Annotated in this window: 20 protein-coding genes, 1 tRNA gene and 2 pseudogenes; 10 read left to right on the top strand and 13 right to left on the bottom strand. The window is 34.9% G+C overall.

Features of this window, described 5'->3' with window-relative positions:
• Positions 1-12: 12 nt before the first annotated feature.
• From ctaD to OPR26_RS02975, 4 genes and pseudogenes are all read left to right on the top strand, one after another.
• Positions 13-1563 (top strand): annotated as a pseudogene (gene ctaD, locus OPR26_RS02990) (cytochrome c oxidase subunit I).
• Between the two features lies 1 nt (position 1564).
• Positions 1565-2452 carry a heme o synthase gene (locus OPR26_RS02985; RefSeq protein WP_265016190.1) on the top strand — a complete coding sequence of 296 codons (888 nt, stop codon included), beginning with the start codon at positions 1565-1567 and terminating at the stop codon, positions 2450-2452.
• A gap of 176 nt (positions 2453-2628) precedes the next feature.
• Complete coding sequence (gene rnhA, locus OPR26_RS02980; protein ID WP_182159921.1) at positions 2629-3066, top strand: ribonuclease HI; 438 nt, start codon at positions 2629-2631, stop codon at positions 3064-3066.
• Positions 3059-5965 (top strand): YhdP family protein, encoded by a 2907-nt coding sequence (locus OPR26_RS02975; RefSeq protein ID WP_265016189.1) that lies wholly within the window; start codon positions 3059-3061, stop codon positions 5963-5965. The genes rnhA and OPR26_RS02975 overlap by 8 nt, the downstream gene beginning before the upstream one ends.
• A gap of 202 nt (positions 5966-6167) precedes the next feature.
• Here OPR26_RS02975 and OPR26_RS02970 read toward each other — a convergent pair whose 3' ends face one another.
• The 7 genes from OPR26_RS02970 to OPR26_RS02940 all read right to left on the bottom strand — a co-directional run bounded on the left by OPR26_RS02970 (position 6168) and on the right by OPR26_RS02940 (position 11834).
• Positions 6168-6539 carry a hypothetical protein gene (locus OPR26_RS02970; protein ID WP_265016188.1) on the bottom strand — a complete coding sequence of 124 codons (372 nt, stop codon included), beginning with the start codon at positions 6537-6539 and terminating at the stop codon, positions 6168-6170.
• Entirely contained in the window at positions 6527-7279 is a 753-nt protein-coding gene (locus OPR26_RS02965) for an IS5 family transposase (RefSeq protein ID WP_264702259.1), read from the bottom strand. Before OPR26_RS02965 ends, OPR26_RS02970 begins: the two co-directional genes overlap by 13 nt.
• A 479-nt stretch (positions 7280-7758) precedes the next feature.
• A complete protein-coding gene (locus tag OPR26_RS02960; protein ID WP_265016273.1) occupies positions 7759-8145 on the bottom strand; it encodes a transposase in 387 nt (128 codons plus the stop codon).
• 20 nt (positions 8146-8165) lie between these two features.
• Entirely contained in the window at positions 8166-8531 is a 366-nt protein-coding gene (locus tag OPR26_RS02955) for a transposase (RefSeq protein WP_264731180.1), read from the bottom strand.
• Positions 8532-8991: 460 nt separating this feature from the next.
• A complete protein-coding gene (gatA, locus tag OPR26_RS02950) occupies positions 8992-10461 on the bottom strand; it encodes an Asp-tRNA(Asn)/Glu-tRNA(Gln) amidotransferase subunit GatA (RefSeq protein WP_265016187.1) in 1470 nt (489 codons plus the stop codon).
• A gap of 93 nt (positions 10462-10554) precedes the next feature.
• Positions 10555-11307 (bottom strand): IS5 family transposase, encoded by a 753-nt coding sequence (locus tag OPR26_RS02945; RefSeq protein ID WP_264702259.1) that lies wholly within the window; start codon positions 11305-11307, stop codon positions 10555-10557.
• A 26-nt stretch (positions 11308-11333) separates the two neighbouring features.
• Entirely contained in the window at positions 11334-11834 is a 501-nt protein-coding gene (locus OPR26_RS02940) for a hypothetical protein (protein ID WP_265016186.1), read from the bottom strand.
• Between the two features lie 53 nt (positions 11835-11887).
• Here OPR26_RS02940 and OPR26_RS02935 point away from each other — a divergent pair, with 53 nt between their 5' ends.
• Positions 11888-12199, top strand: a complete 312-nt coding sequence (locus OPR26_RS02935) for a hypothetical protein (protein WP_265016185.1) — start codon at positions 11888-11890, stop codon at positions 12197-12199.
• 609 nt (positions 12200-12808) lie between these two features.
• On the opposite strand, the gene tatC is transcribed toward OPR26_RS02935, so the two are convergent.
• Positions 12809-13576: a twin-arginine translocase subunit TatC gene (gene tatC, locus OPR26_RS02930; protein WP_265016184.1), complete on the bottom strand. Its 768-nt coding sequence runs from the start codon at positions 13574-13576 to the stop codon at positions 12809-12811.
• Positions 13573-14670 carry a type I glyceraldehyde-3-phosphate dehydrogenase gene (locus OPR26_RS02925; RefSeq protein ID WP_265016272.1) on the bottom strand — a complete coding sequence of 366 codons (1098 nt, stop codon included), beginning with the start codon at positions 14668-14670 and terminating at the stop codon, positions 13573-13575. Before OPR26_RS02925 ends, tatC begins: the two co-directional genes overlap by 4 nt.
• Before the next feature lie 551 nt (positions 14671-15221).
• Between OPR26_RS02925 and OPR26_RS07480 the strand changes: the two are divergent.
• The 5 genes and pseudogenes from OPR26_RS07480 to OPR26_RS02895 all read left to right on the top strand — a co-directional run bounded on the left by OPR26_RS07480 (position 15222) and on the right by OPR26_RS02895 (position 19135).
• A pseudogene (locus tag OPR26_RS07480) lies at positions 15222-16154 on the top strand (IS5 family transposase).
• Positions 16155-16476: 322 nt separating this feature from the next.
• Positions 16477-16567: transfer RNA gene (locus OPR26_RS02910), tRNA-Ser, on the top strand.
• Positions 16568-16736: 169 nt separating this feature from the next.
• Complete coding sequence (locus OPR26_RS02905; RefSeq protein ID WP_265016181.1) at positions 16737-17882, top strand: SurA N-terminal domain-containing protein; 1146 nt, start codon at positions 16737-16739, stop codon at positions 17880-17882.
• A 97-nt stretch (positions 17883-17979) separates the two neighbouring features.
• The gene (locus OPR26_RS02900) at positions 17980-18600 is read left to right on the top strand and encodes a ferredoxin reductase domain-containing protein (RefSeq protein WP_265016180.1); all 621 of its coding nucleotides are present in this window, start codon (positions 17980-17982) and stop codon (positions 18598-18600) included.
• The gene (locus OPR26_RS02895) at positions 18584-19135 is read left to right on the top strand and encodes a 5-formyltetrahydrofolate cyclo-ligase (RefSeq protein ID WP_265016179.1); all 552 of its coding nucleotides are present in this window, start codon (positions 18584-18586) and stop codon (positions 19133-19135) included. The genes OPR26_RS02900 and OPR26_RS02895 overlap by 17 nt, the downstream gene beginning before the upstream one ends.
• A gap of 36 nt (positions 19136-19171) precedes the next feature.
• Here OPR26_RS02895 and OPR26_RS02890 read toward each other — a convergent pair whose 3' ends face one another.
• The 4 genes from OPR26_RS02890 to rpoD form a co-directional block, all read right to left on the bottom strand.
• Positions 19172-19588 carry a hypothetical protein gene (locus OPR26_RS02890; protein WP_265016178.1) on the bottom strand — a complete coding sequence of 139 codons (417 nt, stop codon included), beginning with the start codon at positions 19586-19588 and terminating at the stop codon, positions 19172-19174.
• The gene (locus tag OPR26_RS02885) at positions 19576-20328 is read right to left on the bottom strand and encodes an IS5 family transposase (protein ID WP_264702259.1); all 753 of its coding nucleotides are present in this window, start codon (positions 20326-20328) and stop codon (positions 19576-19578) included. Before OPR26_RS02885 ends, OPR26_RS02890 begins: the two co-directional genes overlap by 13 nt.
• A gap of 103 nt (positions 20329-20431) precedes the next feature.
• Positions 20432-21412 carry an SGNH/GDSL hydrolase family protein gene (locus OPR26_RS02880; RefSeq protein ID WP_265016177.1) on the bottom strand — a complete coding sequence of 327 codons (981 nt, stop codon included), beginning with the start codon at positions 21410-21412 and terminating at the stop codon, positions 20432-20434.
• A 140-nt stretch (positions 21413-21552) separates the two neighbouring features.
• Complete coding sequence (gene rpoD, locus OPR26_RS02875) at positions 21553-23496, bottom strand: RNA polymerase sigma factor RpoD (protein ID WP_265016271.1); 1944 nt, start codon at positions 23494-23496, stop codon at positions 21553-21555.
• Positions 23497-23605: the final 109 nt, after the last annotated feature.

Below are 23605 nucleotides of genomic sequence, written 5' to 3'. Positions count from 1 at the left end.
TGGAGTATAGATATGAGTGACGTACCAAAGGGCATAAAGCGTTGGTTATTTTCCACTAATCATAAAGATATAGGGACACTATACATTATTTTTTCCATATTAGCTGGAATTATTGGTGGATTATTATCGGTGATTATTCGCACTCAGCTAATGCACATTAATATACTTAACAATAATTATCAATTATATAACGTAATGGTTACAGGGCATGCGTTGATAATGGTGTTTTTCATGATAATGCCAGCCCTCATGGGAGGATTTGGTAACTGGTTTGTACCTCTCATGATTGGTGCACCAGATATGGCATTTCCTCGTATGAATAATTTAAGTTTTTGGTTGTTAGTGTCATCTTTTATTTTGCTCATTCTTTCAGCATTTGCTGGCGAAGGTGCAGGTACGGGTTGGACTTTATATCCACCTTTATCACAGGTAATGTCCCATCCAAGTGCAGGAGTTGACCTTGCTATACTTGCACTCCACGTTGCTGGTATGTCGTCAATTGTTGGGGCGATCAACTTTATAGTTACTATATTTAACATGCGCGCAAAAGGAATGTCATTAACTAAGATGCCACTATTTGTTTGGTCTGTCTTGCTAACAGCATTTATGTTGATTGTCGCCTTACCAGTGCTTGCCGGTGCTATAACTATGCTTCTTACTGATCGCAATATTGGTACTTCCTTTTTTGATCCTGCCGGTGGTGGTGACCCTGTGTTATTTCAACATTTATTTTGATTTTTTGGTCATCCGGAGGTTTACGTAATTATTTTTCCTGCATTTGGCATCATAAGTCAGGTTGTATCAACTTTTTCTCACAGACCTGTATTTGGTTACATAGGGATGGTTTATGCAATGATATGTATAGCAGTATTTGGCTTTATGGTTTGGGCTCATCATATGTTCACTGTTGGGCTTAGTGCTGACGCTGCTGCATTTTTTAGCACTACCACAATTTTTATCGGTGTTATAACTGGTGTAAAAGTCTTTAGCTGGATTGCAACTATGTGGGGTGGAGCAATTGAGTTTAAGACCCCTATGCTATTTGCACTAGGTTTTATTTTCATGTTTGTTGGTGGCGGCATAACGGGAATAATTCTTTCTCATGGTGGAATAGATAAGCTTCTGCATGATACCTACTATGTTGTTGCTCACTTCCATTATGTCATGTCACTTGCTGCATTATTTGGAGCTTTTGCTGGCTTTTATTATTGGATTGGTAAAATGTCGGGTAAACAATATAATGAGCGCTTAGGTCAAATCCACTTTTGGCTTACTTTTATTAGCACCAATATCACTTTTTTACCTCAACATTTCTTAGGATTAGCTGGTATGCCAAGGCGTATACCTGATTATCCTGATGCGTTTATCCCTTGGAATTATATATCCTCAATTGGTTCGTATATGTCCTTTGTTTCAGTTATGTTTTTTGTGTTTATAGTTATACATCTCTTTAAATGGGGCAAGAAAGCTGGAGATAATCCTTGGGAAGGTGATACCTTGGAATGGACGGTATCTTCACCACCGCCTTTTCATACTTTTGAAAAACCACCAGTGGTAAAATAGAATGTACACAAGTGTTTTGCTAAATGTTGAATCAACAATACTGGATTTTTGGCGTTTGCTGAAGCCAAGGATAATGTATCTTGTGGTATTTACTGCAGTTGCTGGTATGGTTACTGCACCAGGTAGTATGCACCCTTTTCTAGTACTAGTATCTCTTATATGTGTTGCTCTTGGCTCAGGATCTGCAGGTGCTATAAATATGTGGTATGACAAAGACATAGATCTGCTCATGGAAAGGACAAAAAACCGCCCTATACCCTCAGGTAGAGTTTCTGCAGAAAGCGCGCTTGAATTTGGTATAACTCTTGGAATATTGTCAGTATTTATCATGGCAATAGCAGTAAACTATATTTCTGCTGCTTTGCTTGCAGTTAGCATATTATTTTACGTTTTCGTATATACAATTTGGCTAAAAAGGCGTACTCCGCAGAATATCGTTATCGGTGGTGCAGCAGGTGCTTTTCCTCCAATGATTGGCTGGGCAGCTGTGACTAATTCTGTCAGTTGGGAAAGTTTCATTTTATTTTTAGTAATTTTTATGTGGACTCCACCACACTTTTGGGCCCTATCTTTAAATAAGTCTGAAGACTATGCAAAGGCATTGATTCCAATGTTCAATATTGTTTATGGTCCGGAAAAAACAAGAAAATATATATTAATTTATAGTGTCTTGCTGGTGCTAACTAGCTTGCTTCCAGCTCTATTCTTGAAAAAGGCTTTACTTTATCTAAGCATGGCAATTTTTGCAGGTTGCATCTTTATTTGGTACGCTATATCAATTCTCAGATTCAAGAACCACAACTCACAGAAACAAATGTTTTCTTATTCAATTTCTTATCTATTTTCCCTATTCGCCAGTATTATTTTTTGTTCTATTGATTTATTTTAGTTATGAAAGAACGGCAGAAGCATAAAAACTATTTTTTACTTTTCCTTTTAGTAATGCTCGTTGTCACACTTTTTTTTGTTTCTATAATAAAATTTAAAGGTGCAGCTTAAACTACCTTTAGAAATTGTGCTTTCATAGAAGCAACTATATACTTTATTAATTCATTACAGTTAAAGATGAGCAAAAAGGAAGTGATAATATACACGGATGGGGCGTGTTCTGGTAATCCTGGAGCGGGAGGATGGGCAGCTATCATATTATTTCAAGATTATAGAAAGGACATTTATGGTAGAGAAGAAAATACCACAAACAATAAAATGGAGTTAACAGCGGTGATCAATGGGCTGAAAGCGTTAAAATTTTCTTGTAATATTAATTTATATACGGATAGTCTTTATATTAAGCATGGCATAACAGAGTGGATAAATAAGTGGAAAGTGAATGGCTGGAAAACAAGTAATAAAAAATCAGTAAAAAATATGGAATTGTGGAAAGAGCTAGACAACGTTGCTTCACAACACGAAATTGATTGGAAGTGGGTTAAAGCACACAGTGGCAATAAATATAATGAGGAGGCTGATAGTTTAGCAAGAAAAGCAATAATCGATGCTTAAAAAAATTACTATATTATTTTCCGTAGTTTTATTGTTCATATTGTGCTTCTTTATTTTTTTAAAGCCTTTAGAAATCAATATTAATTATGTTAATTTTTATGTTAAACATAAAATATCAAAAATATTTGTTGGCTCAAGCGTTAATATGGAGAATACCTCAGTTGTTTGGCAGAAAGGTAGCAAAGATCCGTATTTAGTCATTACAGATTTGGCAATAGCAAATCCTAATTTTACTATAAAAGTTCCTGAGCTTTTTGTACATTTTAAGTTAAGTTCCTTATTTAAAGCTAGCACAAATCTCTCTCAGGTTTCGGCTGATAATGTGCATGTATGTATCAATCAGAAAGAAGCTGACTTTAAAACAGTAAATTTTAATCTGCAAAACTCAGTAAAAACAATAAGGGAATTTTTTTTTGACTTAAATGCGGATTCAAAAATTGAATTTACTAACATCGCTATTAATAAAGGCACGGAAGATGAATTTTTTATTGATAAATTGTATATAGGGAAGGGGGAAGATTTTAATGTTTTAGATATTCATGTGAATACAAAAGATGGAAAGGGATTTTTGGATGATTTATCAATTACGATAAAAAATCGCAACAATTTGCTAAATGTGTACGGGACATTTTATGATCTAAAATTGGGACTATTGAGCGAGTTTTCTACATTAGTTAAAAGCTACAATTTGGACAAAAATATAGGATTCAAAGGAAGCTTCTCAGTGAAAATTAATAAAAAGGATGAAATTGTAGATGGAAATATATACGTATTGAATACAGAAAATTATTTGAACAAAAATTTGGCCTTAACTAATGTAAATATAAATTTAACATATAGTGATGGAATTATTAGTGTAAAAAACTTCCATTTTAAGTTAAATGACACGTATCTCTCTTTAATAGGCAAGATGAACTTTAGTACAAGCCATGCTTTGCTTAGAATTAATATTAGCAAGTTTGCTGCAAAGGATTTATGTACTTATGTACCAGATGGTGTAGTAAATAGTAAATTTAAAAGCTGGTATTGTGATAATATTAATGGGGATGTTTTAAATACCATTGTAAGTTTCAATGGCAAAATTAACAATTTGGTTGATGACGATCTGTCAGACATTGTAATTGTTGCTGATATAGAAAACGGTAGCGTAAAATTTGATGAAGATTTTGAGCAAGTAAAGGAATTAAACGGTGACTTAACCTTCAAGAATAACAATCTCAAAATTACTGCAAATAGCGCTAAGTTTCAGAATTTCACTATTAATGGTGGTGATATTGAAATGAAATCTCTCAATAAGGAAGATTCAGTTCTAACCATTAATGGCCAAGCTGTAAGTGATGCGTATGGTTTATATGAGCCTATAAGATTTAAGCTGGATGATGTGGTGAAGGTTGAAAGGGATAAAGTAAGTGGAATGGCAAAATCTGTATTTAATTTTCGCATTTTTAATCTAAATGCTGATGACAAAAAAGTAGACTTCTCAGCAAATTTTCATTCTGAAATTGACAATTTGGCCGTCTATAATGCAAGTCTTGGTAAATATGACATTAAGCTTAGTTTTGGCAGTGACTTTATAGATTTAAATGGTAGTGGTATGGTGAATAACACACAGCTATTATTTGACCTGAAAAGTAGCAATAGGAATGAAAGTTTTGCCTGGAATTTGACCGGAGATTTACCTGCTCAAATATTTAATTTTGATAGTGGCTATGTCAATACAAATATAGAATCGGTGATAAATCAAGATAAGACGGGGTATGTTAATGGTGATATAGATTTATCAGAATTTGAATCACACTCAAGCTACTTAGGGTGGAAAAATCGTTTTGAAGATCACAATAAAATTGTGTTCTCTGTAAAGTTAAAAGGTGCAGGTGAATTGTTAATAGACAAATTAGATGTTGTAGGAAATGACCTAGATATAAAATTCAGCGGAAGAGTAAGAAATGGAAATTTATATTTAAATTCTAGTAGCTTTAAATTGCCTGATAATGACCTTAGTGTAGAGATAGAGTCAGGTAAGGAAAAAAATGCCATAACTATTTATGGTGAGAAAATTAATTTGAGTGATATTTTAGGCTTGCTTGGCAAAAACAGTAATGGATTAAACAAAGATATAGAGATTAGTATGAATGTTGACAATGTAATTATGAAAGAAGGCATCGTTATCAAAAATGCTAAGCTGAATGTAACCTGTACTAAAGGTAATTGCAATGGAAGTCAATTTACAGGACAGTTTCTAGAAGATAGCAGCAACATACTAGCAGAATACAGTGGAATAGGGCTCGAAATATATGCGGATAATTCAGGTATGCTTTTGCGTTCCTTAGGCATTAGTAAATCAGTCAAAAATGGTAAACTTTCTTTTTATCTATCTCCTCAGAGAGAAAATGAAGAACATTACGGCATGTTATCTATTAGTAATTTTTATATCAAAGATGCTCCACTACTCACTACTTTATTATCGATGTCTTCGCTTCCTGGTATTGTAAATGCTATAAAGGATGAAGGTGTATACTTTTATAAATGTAATGTACCTTTCTCATACAAAGATGGCTCTGTCGAAATTGAAGAATCTTGGCTTGAAGGGGCGGAATTAGGTATTAGCACTGGTGGTAAGCTCGATATTAAAGATTATAAATTCCAAGTTGAAGGACAGGTAATACCGGCGTATTCAATTAATAAATCTTTGTTAAAAATTCCTATAATTGGGAAACTTCTTACTGGCGGGAAAAGTAGGGGAATCATTTCAATAGACTATAAAGCAAGTGGTGATGACAAAAACAATAACGTATCTGTTGATCTTATCTCTTCGCTAACTCCAAACCTATTAAAGAGGTTATTGGGAGTGTTTGATCGCATTATGACAAAAACTAACAAGGCTATTGTCAGCAATTAAAGTAGTATGAAAAAAAATCTGGTTCGATATGACCAAAAGAGAAGTTGTTTAACAAAATTATAAACAAAAATGCAAGAATTTCAGAATGATTCACCTAATTTTTCATTTAATTATTTAAGTGATGCCACCCCCTTTAACCTTTCTATATTTGCTGAGGCTATACAGTTAGAAAGGGTAGGGGAGTGGCTATAAAATAGTCACACTACATGAACTCATCAGGTGAGTGATAATGATCTGATAAGTGATCTCTAACATTGTGACCTAACTCGTCCACATGAGGTTTAAGCAAAGAAAGGTCATCAGCAGAAGGTTGTTGCGTAGATTCATCAGATTTTTCCTCTTTAGACCAAAATAACCATGAAAAGAGTGATGAGATAGAATCAATAACGGATTTAATTGCTGAAAAAATATTGGATAAGAAATTACTGGGTTGCTGAGTATCTTGCTGGCTACTTTTTTCTTCTTCTACATTACTTTGTTCTACTTCATTTGATTTTTCCACCTCTTGTTCAGGGTTACTTCTGCTTATAAATGTCTTATCTAGGCTCTGTGGACAAAATTTTAGAGAAGCCATACAAGAGCTCCAACAAAATTGAGAAAACCCATAAAAACCTCAGCAGTTTTATCAAATCTGGAAAAAATGCGCCTAAAATTTTTAATTTTACCAAAAAAACACTCAATCAAATGACGTTCTTTGTAGATATGCTCATCGTAATACCTTTGCACTTTTCGATTCCGTTTTGGCGGAATAACTACTGTACATCCCTTGTCTTCAAGACTTGTAACAAAGGCATTGCTATCGTAGCCCTTGTCAGCTACTACAGTAGAGTTATAGATACTTTCGGTCAACACTTGTGCCTGCGTAATTTCATTTCTTTGACCAGGAGTCAGAGTAAATTTAAGTGGATTTCCAAGTGCATCGACAAGCGCATGTATTTTAGTTGTAAAGCCACCTTTGCTCCTCCCTAAAGCTTCTTGATCCTTGGAGTTTTTTGTATATCCAGATGAACATGGATGGGCTCGGATGATCGTACCGTCGATTATAGCAACTTCTAAATCAGGCTCTTGTTTAGTATATTCAAGCAATTTTTTCCAGACATCTCTTTCACACCATCTTTTAAATCGCTTATGTATACTCCTGTAATTACCATAAGTTTTTGGTAAAAGTCTCCATTGGCAACCACTTCGCACTATGTACCACACTGCCTCTATGAATATTCTTAAACGTTTTTCATCTTTGCTGTGCATTCCTTTTACGCTTTTTATGAACTCTAAAATTTGTTTCCAATTTTCCTCTTTGATGTAATATTGCATATGGTAGTTTCTCCATTTTTTACCTATTAGGCTAAACTACCATCTTTTTCTCTCTTTTCATATTTTTTGTCCACAGAGCCTACGTCATACCGCGATTCATTCGCGGTATCTCGGCAATAGATCCCGCTAACAAGTAGTGGGATGACGGTTCTTCAAATCGTCAAGGTGTCATCCAAGCCTCCTATGATGTCATCCCAGTGCCCAGACACTGGAATCCAGCCTTTCTGCAATCTCATCGAAAACGTTGTAACCACTTTCTATGCTAGTTTGCTTGTGAGCAACCTGGATCCCAGTGTCTGGGCACTGGGATGACAAAAAAAGGAGCACTGGCATGACACCTCTCTTGGGCTCTTTTAGCTGTAAACATTAAGAAATTTACCAAATAAAAAAAAGGCAAAAGAAGCCCCGTGGTTGGCTAATTACTTACATTATACTTTCAAGTATGGCGTTTTTTTATTCTAAACGCTTAGAGCATGTCTTCAAACTGAAGAATGAGCTAATTTGTGAAGCATAATAGTGATCATATTAAAGAAGATATAGTTTTTTGAGGTGAGAGGAGAATGCTCGTAATCTTTACTCATGCGCCTAAAATTGGAAAGCCAGGCAAAAGTTCTTTCAACAATCCAACGTTTGGGAATAACTTGAAATCCTGTATCAACTATTTTCTTGGCAATCGTTAATAAACATCCCGTTTCCAATAAGCATCTGTTTTGTAATTTACCTATGTACCCTTGATCAGCAAAAAACTTACGTAAAGTTGGAACTTTGCATTTAGCTTGGGCAAAAAGATTTAGAACACTATCACGATCTTGAATACTTGCACTCTGTACTTCAGCAGCAATTACAAGACCCACAGTATCTACAATAATATGGCGTTTTCTGCCCTTTATTTTTTTGCCAGCATCATATCCTCTGGATCCCCTTTTTGAGTAGTTTTCACTGACTGGCTATCAATTATACCTACTGATGGAGTCTTATTTTTACCAATCATCTCTCTTACTTTTTTAACTAGAAAATCATGAATTTCTTGCCATATTCCACTTTTTTTCAAGCGCGAATTACAACTATATACGGTTTTCCATGGTGGAAAATCTTTAGGCAGTTGTCTCCATTGACATCCTGTTCTCATCATATAGCGGATTGCATTAATAATTGTTCTAATACTATGTTTTCTTGGTCTGCCGGTCTTTTTAGGTTCAAAATATGGCTCTATTGTCTTCCATTCTTTGTCACTTATATCGCTTGGGTACATCTTAAAATGTACCTTATACCATACTTCTTAACTTCTTTCTACTCAGTTTGAAGACATGCTCTTAGTAACCGCGATTCATCTGCTTTTAAGCCGCAATTAACCTAAATTATAAACGTTAAGAAATTTACTGAGTGGAAAAAAAGGCAAAGAAACCCTAGGGTAGCTAGCATTCAAATTCTCCCTTGTTCTATTTGACGTCTTTTGATGTCTTGAACGCTTTATAAGCGCGTTTCGGCTTGTATAGGTAGAAACCTAAAAGTTTTATAAAGACATGAGGTGCACATAGTGCAAAAAATTAAGCATGATTTACGCCAAATACAAAGTTCCCTTTGTCGTTTTAATCTGCAGATTGCGAAGATAAATAAATAGCTTCAGTTTCATGATAAGGGGGCCGGCGGAGTTTGTCAAGGAAGTTTTTTCGTTAGCAAATTTTAATGTAAAATTACTATCAGAAAACAGATTATGTAAGAGAGCTAATTATTCTGCCGCAATTTTGCTCTATCACACTTGCCACATTTAATATTCCAGCTTCGTCATAATAATTTCCAATCACTTGCAAGGCAAGTGGTAAACCCTCATTGGAAAGCCCAACAGGAACAGAAATAGCAGGCAATCCTGCAAGACTTGCTGGCACGGTAAACACATCATTGATGCACATAATTAGCGGATCTGGCTTTTCATTTAAGCCAAAAGCTTCTGTTGGAGCAGATGGCACAAGTATGTAATCTATTTTTTCAAACGCTTTTATAAAATCATTTCTGATTAATGCTCTAATGCACTGCGCTTTTTCGTAATATTCATTATAATGACCTGAAGAAAGCGCATAAGCGCCAATTAAAATTCTTCTTTTCACCTCTTTACCAAAACCTTCTGCTCTTGTTAGTGAATACATTTCTTCAAGGGTATCAGCATCAACCCTTAATCCATAACGCACACCATCGTAACGAGCAAGATTGGATGAAGTTTCAGCAGAACAGATTAAATAATAGACCGGTATTGCATATTTAGTATGTGGCAGAGTAATGTCAACAACTTCAGCGCCATTTTCTTTTAAATAGGAAGCAACTCTTTCCCAATTATGAACTATTTCCTCTGAAATTCCATCCATCCTATATTCTTTTGGTATACCAATACACTTACCCTTGACATCACCATTTATAAAGCTAGAAAATTTAGGCACTGGCTTTTCGCTCGATATTGAATCTTTTTTATCATAGCCACAAATTGCTTCCAGCATTAATGCTGAATCAGAGACAGAACGAGTAATGACTCCTGCTTGATCCAGAGAACTCGCAAATGCAATCATACCAAAACGCGAGCATCTTCCATAAGTTGGCTTTATTCCAACTACTCCACAATAAGCTGCTGGTTGGCGTACAGATCCACCGGTGTCGCTCCCTAACGCTCCAGCGCATAAAAATCCAGCAACCGATGCTGCAGATCCACCAGATGATCCACCAGGAACAACTTTTTCCCCATCACTTTTTCTAATCCACACATTTTCAACAGGGCCAAAATAGCTGTTTGTGTTCGCAGAACCCATAGCAAATTCATCCATATTAAGCTTACCGAGCATGGCTGCTCCACTTTTTAAAAGCAAGTCAGACACCGTAGATTCGTAAGTCGGAACGAAATTTTCCAGCATTCTTGAGCATGCTGTTGTTTTTATTCCTTTTGTACAGAATAGATCTTTGATGCCAACTGGTATACCCATGAGCGGCGAGATTAAATCATCCTTTTGCCTAGAGAAATGTTCATCTGCAGCTTTAGCGGCTTTCATTGCTATCTCTGGGGTTTTTGTTATAAATGCATTTAATTTCTCATTTTCAACCGCACTAATGTGCGCCTTTACAAGTTCAACGGCAGAAAAACTCCTTTTTTTGAGCCCGTCATGCATTTGTGTAATACTTAACTTTCTTAGTTCATTCATCAATATTTAATTTTTAGCAAGACATTAATTGTAACATGGCACGATAAAAAATCCATACATTTATAGTTACAGCTAGGCTCTGTGGACAAAATTTTAGAGAAGCCATACAAGAGCTCCAACAAAATTGAGAAAACCCATAAAAACCTCAGCAGTTTTATCAAATCTGGAAAAAATGCGCCTAAAATTTTTAATTTTACCAAAAAAACACTCAATCAAATGACGTTCTTTGTAGATATGCTCATCGTAATACCTTTGCACTTTTCGATTCCGTTTTGGCGGAATAACTACTGTACATCCCTTGTCTTCAAGACTTGTAACAAAGGCATTGCTATCGTAGCCCTTGTCAGCTACTACAGTAGAGTTATAGATACTTTCGGTCAACACTTGTGCCTGCGTAATTTCATTTCTTTGACCAGGAGTCAGAGTAAATTTAAGTGGATTTCCAAGTGCATCGACAAGCGCATGTATTTTAGTTGTAAAGCCACCTTTGCTCCTCCCTAAAGCTTCTTGATCCTTGGAGTTTTTTGTATATCCAGATGAACATGGATGGGCTCGGATGATCGTACCGTCGATTATAGCAACTTCTAAATCAGGCTCTTGTTTAGTATATTCAAGCAATTTTTTCCAGACATCTCTTTCACACCATCTTTTAAATCGCTTATGTATACTCCTGTAATTACCATAAGTTTTTGGTAAAAGTCTCCATTGGCAACCACTTCGCACTATGTACCACACTGCCTCTATGAATATTCTTAAACGTTTTTCATCTTTGCTGTGCATTCCTTTTACGCTTTTTATGAACTCTAAAATTTGTTTCCAATTTTCCTCTTTGATGTAATATTGCATATGGTAGTTTCTCCATTTTTTACCTATTAGGCTAAACTACCATCTTTTTCTCTCTTTTCATATTTTTTGTCCACAGAGCCTAGCTGTTTGAATATATTTTTGTCGGAGTTTTGAAAATATATTCGACTTATCTCCTTATTTTCATCAACGTAAATCAATAAAGTTGTATTCTCATTCCCCAATCCATCACATTCACTAACGAGCGATTCATGAGAGTTCTTAATGTCTTTGATAAGTTGAAGTTTTTCTTCTTCTGCTGAAAGATAATCTCTGTGTTCTGCTCTATAAGTGGTGCCTTTGTATTTAAAACTAAACATTGATCCACGGTCTTTATATTCATCTACACCCATCTGCTTGCAAATAGCTTTATAATTTTTTTCTTCTACCTCAAGTCCAATTGCATTTGCCATCAGCTGATCATTTACAAAGTCCAATTTTCTTACTTTTGCTTCGGAAAGCTTAAATTGAAACACATGACCGAATTCATGGGCTAAAACGTTGTCCGTATAAACATTTTTATAGAGCAATACGCTTTCTCCATTCGTCATCCCACCAGAAATATTGAGCGAGGATTGACTCCGTGAAAACCCAGGAACAAAACTTTGGTGAGAGTACAAAATACGTAGGATTACAAGATGTGCTGCCTAATCAATTTAATTTTGAACACGGAAAATTGAATTGCGTAATACATTATGACAATGTATCGCAACAAGAGCAGGAGCAAATAAAGCTTGATATTAAAAATGCTTATGAAGCATATAAAGCAAAGTTTTGTATTGCTAGTAATATTCAAGTTACTGTGCATACCTATATTTTTAATAATGGAGATGATTATAGGAGCTATGGCACTTTTTTGATTGTGCAGTTTTATATAAATTATTACGGTATGTAATAGAGTTTCCGTTAGGCAACTTAGGTATCTGTGCAATCGCTGTTCCATTACTATCATAGAAGAAAATATCAGAATTACCAATCCTAAAATCCGTTATAGATTGCCCACAAGTGCCATCATTTGCACAATCGTGATGATTTGGGTCAGTCTTCTTATGAAACCATGCGTTGGTGTATTTTTCCATTTTGATACCTCACTACCAAACCTTACTATATTATTATCTTGGTAAAAATCATAATAATTCGTTAACTTGTATTTTAAATCTGTATATCAAATGTACTTTTCTCGTAAGGTGCCAATTGTGAAGCTAATGAACTTTATTTGTTTGAAACTTTGCTGAAATAGCTCTTTTTATACTATGTTTTATATAGCTAAACTGACTTAGATTTACTGACAATTTGAAAAACAAAAATTCGTCATTCCGCTACTAGTTAGCGGAATCTATGCTGAGATACCGCGGCGGTATGACGTAGGAAAACCTTTCTTGGATTAGCTATAGTTTGCTATATTATGTGATTTTATTTTTAGCATTGCTTCTTACATTATGTAATTTTGTTTTCCATAATATACATTATGTAATTTTCTTGGAATGACAGCTATAATGGCTTTTTATTTATCAGAATTTTTTGCTTTCCTCTCAATATACCTACATATCAGAATGGACAATTCATATAGAATCAGCATAGGTATTGCAAGTCCTACTTGGCTTAATACATCAGGTGGAGTTAAGATTGCAGCGATAATAAAAATTACCACTATCGCGATTCTACGTTTATTTGACAAACTTTGTGTAGTGAGTAACCCTACCCTCACCATCAATGTGAGTATTACTGGAATTTGAAATGCAGTGCCAAATGCAAACATAAATTGGAGAACGAGGTCTAAATATTCGCTAACTGATGGCATAAACTCTATTGGTATACCGAAAGATTTCCCACTATGTTCAAAAGTGATGAAAAACTTCCAGGCTAAAGGAAATATATAGTAATAGACTACAGTAGCTCCCGTTACAAATAAAACCGGTGTTGCAATTAAGTATGGCAACAACACTGCCCTTTCGCTTTTATATAACCCAGGTGCTAAGAACATATAGAATTGCCATGCAAACACAGGAAAAGAGAGCAAAAGTGCACTCATTACAGCAACCCTGAGATATACAAAAAACGCCTCTGTTAAGTCTGTGTAAATTAAAGAAAAACCTTTGCTACCTTTTGTTGCTTCTATTAAAGGTGCGAGTAAAAAACGGTATATATTTTCCTTAAAGTAGTAACAAAAACCAAAAGCAACAAGAAAAAATAGAAAGCAAAAGATAACTCTTTTTCTGAGTTCCGCAAAGTGCTCACAAAATGAAGCATATTTGTTTGGGTTTCCATTCATACTTTACTATGGCTCAATAATGCTATGTCTAACATTCTCAACGAGAAAGCCCACTCATTGTCATACCACGCTGCAACTCTACAGATGTCACCTGTAACATATGTACCAGTTAAATCCACAATTGCACTATAAGGGTTATGCACAAAGTCTATTGAAACTAAAGGTTCCGTGCATATAGAAAGTACATTTGACATTGGAGAACCCTCTGTTATCTTAGTACCCTCTGATGTCATCCGAGTAACTGACACTGGGATCCAGAAATTAGATTCCAGCGTCACGCGCTGGAATGACGTAGAGGAGAGAGCTGCATCCTTAAACATTTCATTGATTTCTTCAACGGTCGCTTTCTTATCAGTCGTAAATTTAAAATCAACCATAGAAACATTGCTAACCGGAACTCTGACGGCAGTGCCATCTAGCTTTCCTTTTAATTCAGGGATGACAGAACCAATTGTTTTTGCTGCTCCAGTTGTAGTTGGCACCATAGATAGTCCGCAAGCCCTTGCTCTACGCAAATCTTTATGATTACCATCAAGAACATTTTGATCATTCGTATAGGCGTGTATAGTGGTCATAAAACCGCTTTTTATACCTAAATTGGAGTGTAGGACTTTCACAATCGGAGCAAGGCAATTTGTAGTGCAAGAACCTGCTGATATTACTTTATGCTCTTTTTTGAGCATATCATTATTCACACCATAAACTATAGTTACATCAGCATCTGGAACTGGAGCAGAGACAATCACTTTCTCTGCATTGTGCCTTATTGCTTCTTCACGCTTGTTAAATGCACCAGTACATTCAAGTATTACATCAACATTCCAAGGAATATTTTCAGGATTCCGTTCTCTATATAAAGAAAATTTTCTGCCATTTATAGATAGCCAATTTTGAGACTCATTAAAGTCAATATCACCACTGAATTTGCCATGAACGGAATCATATTTAATCAAATGTGCATGCTGCTTTGCACTGAGCGATCCATTGACAGCTACAACTTCTATTTGTTTGCTATATTCTTCTATTTCGAAAATAGCACGCAATACGCCTCTGCCTATTCTACCCAGACCATTAATTCCTACACGAATCGTCATCTCTTCATTCAAAAAATTTAATTATAGAGGATATCGCTTGATATTTCATTCTATTCTTTTGCTTTTCTATCGATATGAACATTATAGCAAGGAGACAGGGCTAAAAACTTCCTTGACAAACTCCGCCAGCCCCCTTATCATGAAACTGAAGCTATTTTATTTAACTTCGCAATCTCTGCAGCAGATTAAAATGACAAGAAAACTTGTATTTGGCGTACTATTGTTTAATTCTTTGCACTATGTGCACCGTATGTCTTTATCAAATTTCTAGGTTTTTACCTATACAAGCTGAAACGCGCTTATAAAGCGTTCAAGACATCACCCAACGTCAAATTTTAAAATAGAGAGTGTAATAACTAGCTACCACGGGTTTTCTTTGCCTTTTTTTCATTTGGTAAATTCCTTAATATTTATGGCTAACATGAACTGGGATGATACTATTATAGGGTGAAATGAGATCCCAGTGGGCTTTGTTGCATAGCAACCGAAAAAATCTGGTGGCTACTGACAAAATTCATTATAAATAACCATTTAACTGTTGAAGAAAAAATATGCCACAGAAAATGAAAGTCAGTAACCAAAATGAATATAACAAATTTCTCCAGGAAAGAGGAAATATTTTTCATTATATCAATGAAGCCATAGAAAATTGGTATGAAAATAGTCCAAAAATGCAAGGCGGCAACTATATTTACAGTGATAAAGTTGTGATTTTGGTGCATATAATTGTCAATCTTTTTAGAATTGGTTTAAGACAAACGGTGGGGTTTATAAAAGGATATCTGCAACAAATAGGAAGAGATTTGCAGCTATTCACAAGCATCGAGAAGGTTTAAAAAACTTAATATTAAGATAAATGATTGCAGGGTTGATAAAAGCAACATGGAAAATATTGAAATTATCATAGATAGCACAAGTATCAGCATTTATAACAATACTTCTGAAGGAAAATAGCGAAGATAGAAAGTATCGCAGCTATGAACAGACAAGAAAATTGCATGTAATGTTGAATATAAACAGCAAAAAAGCCATAGCTGTAAAATACAGCGGCGGAGTTTATTCGGATCACTATGGAGCTTGTAATTTGCTAAAAGAAGTCGATTTTCAGTATGTCATAAAAGCACTATATGCAGATAGGGCATATGATAGGCACAAGTTTTATAAATTGTGTAACGAATATGATATAAAGGCAAAAATTCCACCAATAAACAATGCGGCAGAACATCCAGAAATAGATTATATGTCTGACAGAAATGCTGCTATTAGGTTAATAAAATTATACGGTGAAGATGGCGTGAAAGAATGGAAAAAGAAAGTAAATTATGGCTTATGTAGAAAGTTTTTTCTCGCGACTGAAACAAACATTCGGATTTAATTTTCGGAACAAATCTGAGGTTAATCGTGAGAAGGAACTGCGACTCAAGTGTTATTTGCTCAATAAATTCACTGACATTGGTATGGCTAAATTTGAGATAGTTACATGAATTTACCATAAATCACCATCTCATAAAGTGTGATGCAACAAAGCCATCCCAGTGTCACGCACTGGGATGACAAAAAAGGAGCACTGGGATGACATCATAGGGGCGCTGGCCTCCTGCTAGACAATGTTCGTATAGCTATGGAATGAATTGCGGTATGACGTAGGGAAACCTTTCTTGGGTTAGCTATAGATTTTTGTATCACGGGTCTAAAAATTACAGTTGTTCGGAAAAATGTCGCTATTTAATTGGTAAATATTGCAATTAAAAGCATTAGACAGGTGATAAAGGTCTTGGTATTATATAATCTTTAGGTTCTAAATTTGGAAGGGTGGCCGAGCGGCTGAAGGCGGCGGTTTGCTAAACCGTTATACGACCCAAAAGTCGTATCGAGGGTTCGAATCCCTCTCCTTCCGTATACTGTTTTAGCACGGTCTGAATTCGCTATGTTGGCATATTTTTAGCCTGTTTACCTGATCTTGTTGCAATGGTTTTTTTATTTCCGTCTTTAGCTATTAAAAAGTTGGCTAGCATTGACTCAGTATTTATTATAGAATTGGTTATTAACTAAACAACTTTACTTGTATGTATAAAATACTAATTTTACTGTTGATAGTGTTGCCACTTAGGTTGCTTGCAACCGAGATTGAAATTATTGCGGATGTAAATGGCGAGCCAATTTCAAATTTAGATATCGAAAAACGCATCAACTTTATAAATTCATTGTTTGGCACTCAAAGTGTTAATCAAAAAGAAGCAAAACCTCAAATTCTTAGGGAGCTAATAGACGAAATTATCATTATCAATGAAGCACAGAGGCTGAATATAAAATTGAGCAACGAGGAGTTAGATAATGCTATTATGTTATTTTTAACCCAAAGTTTTAAACTTAAGGCTAATGAAGTTGATCAATACATAGAGAAGCATAATATAGATCTTGGTATTTTAAGAAAACAAATAAAATGTCAGTTACTGTGGAGCAAAATTATTGAAGTAAGAATTGTGCCATTTATTAATATAAGCGATAAAGAAGTAGATGATGTAAAAAGGCAAACAGAAAAGCCGGATTATCTTATCACGTTCCAAGAGTTTATAATTCCTGATCAAAAAGACAAGGACGTTTATGGTATAGCTGAAGATTTAGTAAAAAAATTACGCAACAGTAATAACCCAGAATCTCCAATAAAGATGCGTAAAGCAACAGTTAATTTAAGTCAGCTAAAAGGCAAACTCAAGGGCGTTTTAGAAAGATTAGAAATCAGCGATATAGCAGGTCCATTCAGTTTTAGTGAAGGTTACTCTGTTATAAAAGTAATAGATAAAGTACAACTTAATCATGCACTGCTGGAAAGCACTTTAAAATTAAAACAGATTGTGGTTGAAGGTTCAGAAAGTTTATTAGATGATCTCAAGGAGCAAAAGGTCAGTTGTTTAAATTTTGATAAATTGGCAGATAATTTTAAGCTGCCAAACGCAAAAGAATTTGAAATAAAAATGCGAGATTTAAATCCTGATTTACAGATTTTATTTAGTAAAACAAGTGTGAATGAAATAGTAGAATTGAGAGAAAATGGCACTGCAAAGTTGATGATGTTGTGTGATATCAAGAGTAATGTAGCGGGTATAGAAGCAATCAAACAGAAAATGTACCAACAAAAGATTATGATACAAAGCAACTTGTTATTAGATGATATGCGTAAAAATGCAGCTATCAGTTATCGGTATAGTTGAAGTCAGAGAGTGTCCTTGTCTTTGTGTATAGAACTATATAAATTACTTTGTTCTATAAAATTTCAAAAAATTTGAACAAATGCAGTTAAAATAGCACATGAAGAATATAATGCTAATTGGTGGTGGAGTTGGAAATGCAGTGTTATTTTCGATAGGGAAGGCATGTCTTGAAAATAATAACAAGGTTTTGTACTTTGCTGGCTATAAGAAGTTAAGTGATGTATTTAAACGAGCACTGATAGAGCGTGCATCAAATGCAGTAGTTTGGGCATGTGAAGAAGGATTGATAGAAACAAGCAGAGATCAAGATAAATCCTTTCATGGTAATATAGTTGATGCAATAGTCTCTTATCAACAAGGAAGATTAGGTATTAATTTGAACGTTATAGATAAAATTATCACTATTGGTTCTGACAAAATGATGAAAGCTGTGAATGAAGCTAGAAAAACAATTTTAAAGCCATATCTGAAATCAGGCCACATAGCGATATCATCAGTTAATTCTCCTATGCAGTGTATGATGAAAGAAATCTGCGCTCAGTGTGTGCAGCAACATATAAATGCGAAAACAGGAGAAAGGAGTTTTGTTTATAGTTGCAGTAATCAAGACCAGGATATGGAGTTTGTTGACTTTGATTTTTTAAGTGAGCGCTTGAAGCAAAATAGTTTACAAGAAAAACTTACTGCAAAATGGATAGATCATGTTCAAAGATATTAAACAGCACAAAAAGGAAATAAGAGAGCAATATAGAGCTATAAGAAAAGATATTGATGAAAGTTATTCCAGTTATGCGGCAAATTCCCTTATTAATCTCTTTAATCAGAACTTAAGCTACGTTAAAGGCAAAACAATAGCAGCTTACATTCCAATGGATGAGGAAATAGATGTTGTGCCTTTGATGCATAGTTTACTCGATTTAGATTATAAAGTAGCAATTCCTAATAAAAATAAGTTACTAAAATTTGAGGAATGGAACGAAACAAATGAAGATGTAATTCCCGACACAATCATTACTCCTGTTGTTGCTTTTGATGATCATTTTAATAGATTAGGTTTTGGCGGTGGTTGGTATGATACAATGATAGAAAAACTGCGGCCACTTGGAAAAATATTTATAGGTGTAGCCTATGAGAAACAATATTGTAAAGATTTACCTGTAGAAAAACATGATCAAAAATTGGATATTATAATCACTGAAATGTGTGTTAGGTGTAGAAGTGGATTGCTCAAAAAAGTGGATAAAAAAGAATAGATCTCTACCTTTCCCATTCCCTCCCTCTCCAAGCCATCAGAGGGTTTTGGTTTCTCCTGTACTCGCTTGTTCAGAACTTGGACTATCTAATTGAGGAACTGGTGACTTCATTTGGTTAACTTTATCATTAACCATTTTTTCTACCTCCTCTATTTTACCCTCACCAATGGCCATAATTTTAGATTGAAATTTCTCCATAAGTTCCTCAAGTGCTTTTTGATCATCTAGATGAGTACTGAGGCCCTTTTCCAGAAGTCTGCTCATATCATCTTTTGAAAAATTTTGAATGGTTCCATTCTTTACTAACTCTTGTATAGCAGATCGCTGCCCTTCATTTTGAAGCATTTCCACTATCTTTTTCTCATTCTGAGCGTCTTCCACGCTTTGCTCTGCTTTTAACTTACTATTGTCTGCAATACCTAGGCTCTGTGGACAAAATTTTAGAGAAGCCATACAAGAGCTCCAACAAAATTGAGAAAACCCATAAAAACCTCAGCAGTTTTATCAAATCTGGAAAAAATGCGCCTAAAATTTTTAATTTTACCAAAAAAACACTCAATCAAATGACGTTCTTTGTAGATATGCTCATCGTAATACCTTTGCACTTTTCGATTCCGTTTTGGCGGAATAACTACTGTACATCCCTTGTCTTCAAGACTTGTAACAAAGGCATTGCTATCGTAGCCCTTGTCAGCTACTACAGTAGAGTTATAGATACTTTCGGTCAACACTTGTGCCTGCGTAATTTCATTTCTTTGACCAGGAGTCAGAGTAAATTTAAGTGGATTTCCAAGTGCATCGACAAGCGCATGTATTTTAGTTGTAAAGCCACCTTTGCTCCTCCCTAAAGCTTCTTGATCCTTGGAGTTTTTTGTATATCCAGATGAACATGGATGGGCTCGGATGATCGTACCGTCGATTATAGCAACTTCTAAATCAGGCTCTTGTTTAGTATATTCAAGCAATTTTTTCCAGACATCTCTTTCACACCATCTTTTAAATCGCTTATGTATACTCCTGTAATTACCATAAGTTTTTGGTAAAAGTCTCCATTGGCAACCACTTCGCACTATGTACCACACTGCCTCTATGAATATTCTTAAACGTTTTTCATCTTTGCTGTGCATTCCTTTTACGCTTTTTATGAACTCTAAAATTTGTTTCCAATTTTCCTCTTTGATGTAATATTGCATATGGTAGTTTCTCCATTTTTTACCTATTAGGCTAAACTACCATCTTTTTCTCTCTTTTCATATTTTTTGTCCACAGAGCCTAGGGTATGTTCAAAAAACTGTGTCAAATCAACTCATACACTTCATTACCAACTCCATGATGAAGTTTTGCAGTTGGATGGAAATAATCAAAAAAGAAATAATACTTTAGTGTTTCTTCGCTACACCCAGGGTTATAGTGAATGTTAAGTTCCCCTTTAAATATTAACTTTAAGAGTATTTTTATATTTTTTTTAAATCTCCCAATTTGGTCTGCAATGTTCGATGTGCATGCATCTTGACAATTTAAACCTTTGCTCTTGTATTCGCTAAGCATACTTTTCATTTTAGAGTTAAGATCAAATGCTTTGATTTCAAGATCTGTACTTTTCTTCATACAATCTGAGCCATTAGCCAATTTTGCATTGAAACTCTCTGTGAGCTTTGTAGCTAGTTCCCTTGCTTCTTCATCTCTATTAAAAGCTGGTATTGAGCCAACTTCAGGTGCATTTGCAACAACTACATGCTTAACACCATGTTCATTTAGAACCTTAAGTGCATTACATATTTCACTCACTGCTTGTTCCAACACTTCTTCCGCTTTAGTATCGTCATAAGCAGTTGCAACCATAACATCATTTCCGCCGATCATGATGCAAAATAAATCTTCTTTACCTATATCTGGATGATGTTTAATTACCGCATCTAGCTGGTTAGCTAAACGAAATTTATTGAAGAAATAAGAAAAAATAGGGTCAAAAATTTCAGACGCTGTTGCACATGAAACTGCATAGTTTTGACCTTGCTGTTCGTGGCATCTACCAAAAAATGAATAACTCCACCCAGGTTTAAATTCATCTAAATCTAAATATTTTGCTACATATTCAACAGCAGTAGGGCCATTGCTAAAAGATCCCCCTTGATAAAAAGGGGCATCAAATTTTACGCTTTTTGCAAAGGATAAGTTATTTAAAATTCCAATGATTGCGCCATTATCGGATAAACTATCACCCAGAACATAAAAATTTCTATACTTTGAATTAGAATTGTTATTTTTGTTTGTCATAATATTTACCGTAGATTAGCATGTTGTTTCATTAGATTCATAAAAAAAGAAAAATAGTGGTGAAATTATACAACTTTAGCCTAACTTTCTCTCCACTTTTTCCGGGCAAAATCAGCTTCTTCTTAACTTGACGCATATGCTTAAAAGAACCCTCTAAGTTTTCTAGCGCGGCTTGGATGTTTCAACTTGCGCAGTGCTTTTGCCTCTATTTGCCTAATTCTCTCACGTGTTACATTAAAAATTTTTCCTACTTCTTCTAAGGTATGCTCCTTCCCATCTTTACCAAGGCCAAAACGCATTCTTAGAATTCTTTCTTCCTTTGGTGTTAAAGTTGCAAGAACATTGGTTGTAATGCCACGCAAGTCAGCAAGTATTGCAGCATCCTCTGGTCTGGAAACGCGCTTATCTTCTATACAATCACCGAAGGTACTACTATCATCTTTTCCTGTTGGAGCTTCAAGACTTACTGGATCCCTTGCTATTTTCATAACTTTGCGTATTCTTTCCAGTGGCATCGTCAGTTCTACACTCAATTCCTCTAATGTCGGCTCTCTTCCCATCTCATGAGTCATTTTTCTTAATGCTCTGTTGATTTTACTGATAATTTCCACCATATGAACTGGTATTCTAACTACTTTAGACTGCTCAGGTATTGCCCTAGTGATTGATTGTCTTACCCACCAAGTGCCATAAGTTGAAAATTTATATCCACGTTTGTAATCAAACTTATCCACGGCCTTCATAAGACCAATATTGCCTTCTTGTATCAAATCAAGCAGATCAAGGCCTCTTTTTGAATACTTCTTAGCAATGGAAACTACTAGCCTTAAGTTAGCCTTAATCATCTCTTGCTTTGCTTCAGAGACTTCTCGTTCGTGTTTTTGTATTCTCCTGATTAGCTCCTTAAATTCTTGCACGCTATCTTCCTGTATATGCTGCTTAATACCGTTCAAGGTACTAGCTATATGTTCAGAGTTATCGTCTATAAACCTTAAAAATTTGTTTTTTAATTCACCTGTAAAAGAGGACTGATTTTCATTGATCTTTAAAAGACTTATCTTTTTCAATTCGTGCTTTAAAAGCACGTCATCATAAACTTTATAGAAACTTTCTCTATCGATATTGTATTTTCTAGCCTCAGCAATAAGATTAGCCTCTTCAAGCGTGATGGATCTATTTATCTTATAAAGTTCTTGTGTAATTCTGGCAACAGCAGCATCACTTAACTTAATTTGTAATGCTATAGACCATATTTGACTATATAAATTCTCTAGTTCATCAGAGGAATCTTTAGAATTTTTTCTTAATACCAATGCTTCATTTGTTAAAGTAATTATCTCATCCAATGCAACTATGACCTTTGGCAATAAGTCACTTTCCATTTCAAGAATAGAAACATTTAAATTCGCTGAATTTATATCTTCATTATCACCGTCTTTCTCATCATCACTTTTTTTACTATCTTTCTCATCATCACTACAGTACTCAGCATCTTCAGAAACATCCTCAGAATCCTCAACATCTTCAGCACTTTCTTTACTCTCTTCTTTGGGTACCACATTAAAGTCAGAGTTATAAATTGCATCCAGATCTATAATTTCTCTCAGTAAGAGAGCTCCACTACTTAAATCATCACGCCATACTTTTATCACCTTTAATGTTACTGATGTTTCAATTATTGCACGTAACATGTTATGCTTTTCAGATTCAATTTTTTTTGCTATCTCGATTTCATCTGCCCTTGACAAGAGCTTTACAGAGCTCATGTCTTGTAAATAAATCCTCACTGGATCATCATTTTGTACTAAAGTTGCAGTAACATTTGGCGATGTGTCATCATCATCAAGTTTACTATCATCACCGTTGGCAGGAATATCTTCTTCATCTTCGCTACTTTCAAGCACATTAATTCCGGAATCCTGCAATAAAGATATAGCATCATCTATAAAATCAGACGAAAAATTTTCATCTGATAATTTATCATTTATATCATCAAAGGTGACAAAACCACCTTTTTTTATACTTTTAGTTACAAGATCTCTGATAATTTTTTTCTTATCTTCTGCATCATTAATAGTTGACATCATTACCTTTATAGTTTATAATTTTATTTCTTATTAACAAACAAATTTACAACAAGCAAGTCTATAATTTTACTTTTAACTTGTGGCTATTTGTTACTTCATATAGTTT

This window comes from Wolbachia endosymbiont (group A) of Anoplius nigerrimus (genome assembly GCF_947251795.1).
In the GTDB taxonomy this organism is placed as follows: Bacteria; Pseudomonadota; Alphaproteobacteria; order Rickettsiales; family Anaplasmataceae; genus Wolbachia.
Note: the sequence above shows the minus strand (reverse complement) of the source record. Positions and strands in the feature narration are given on the sequence as shown.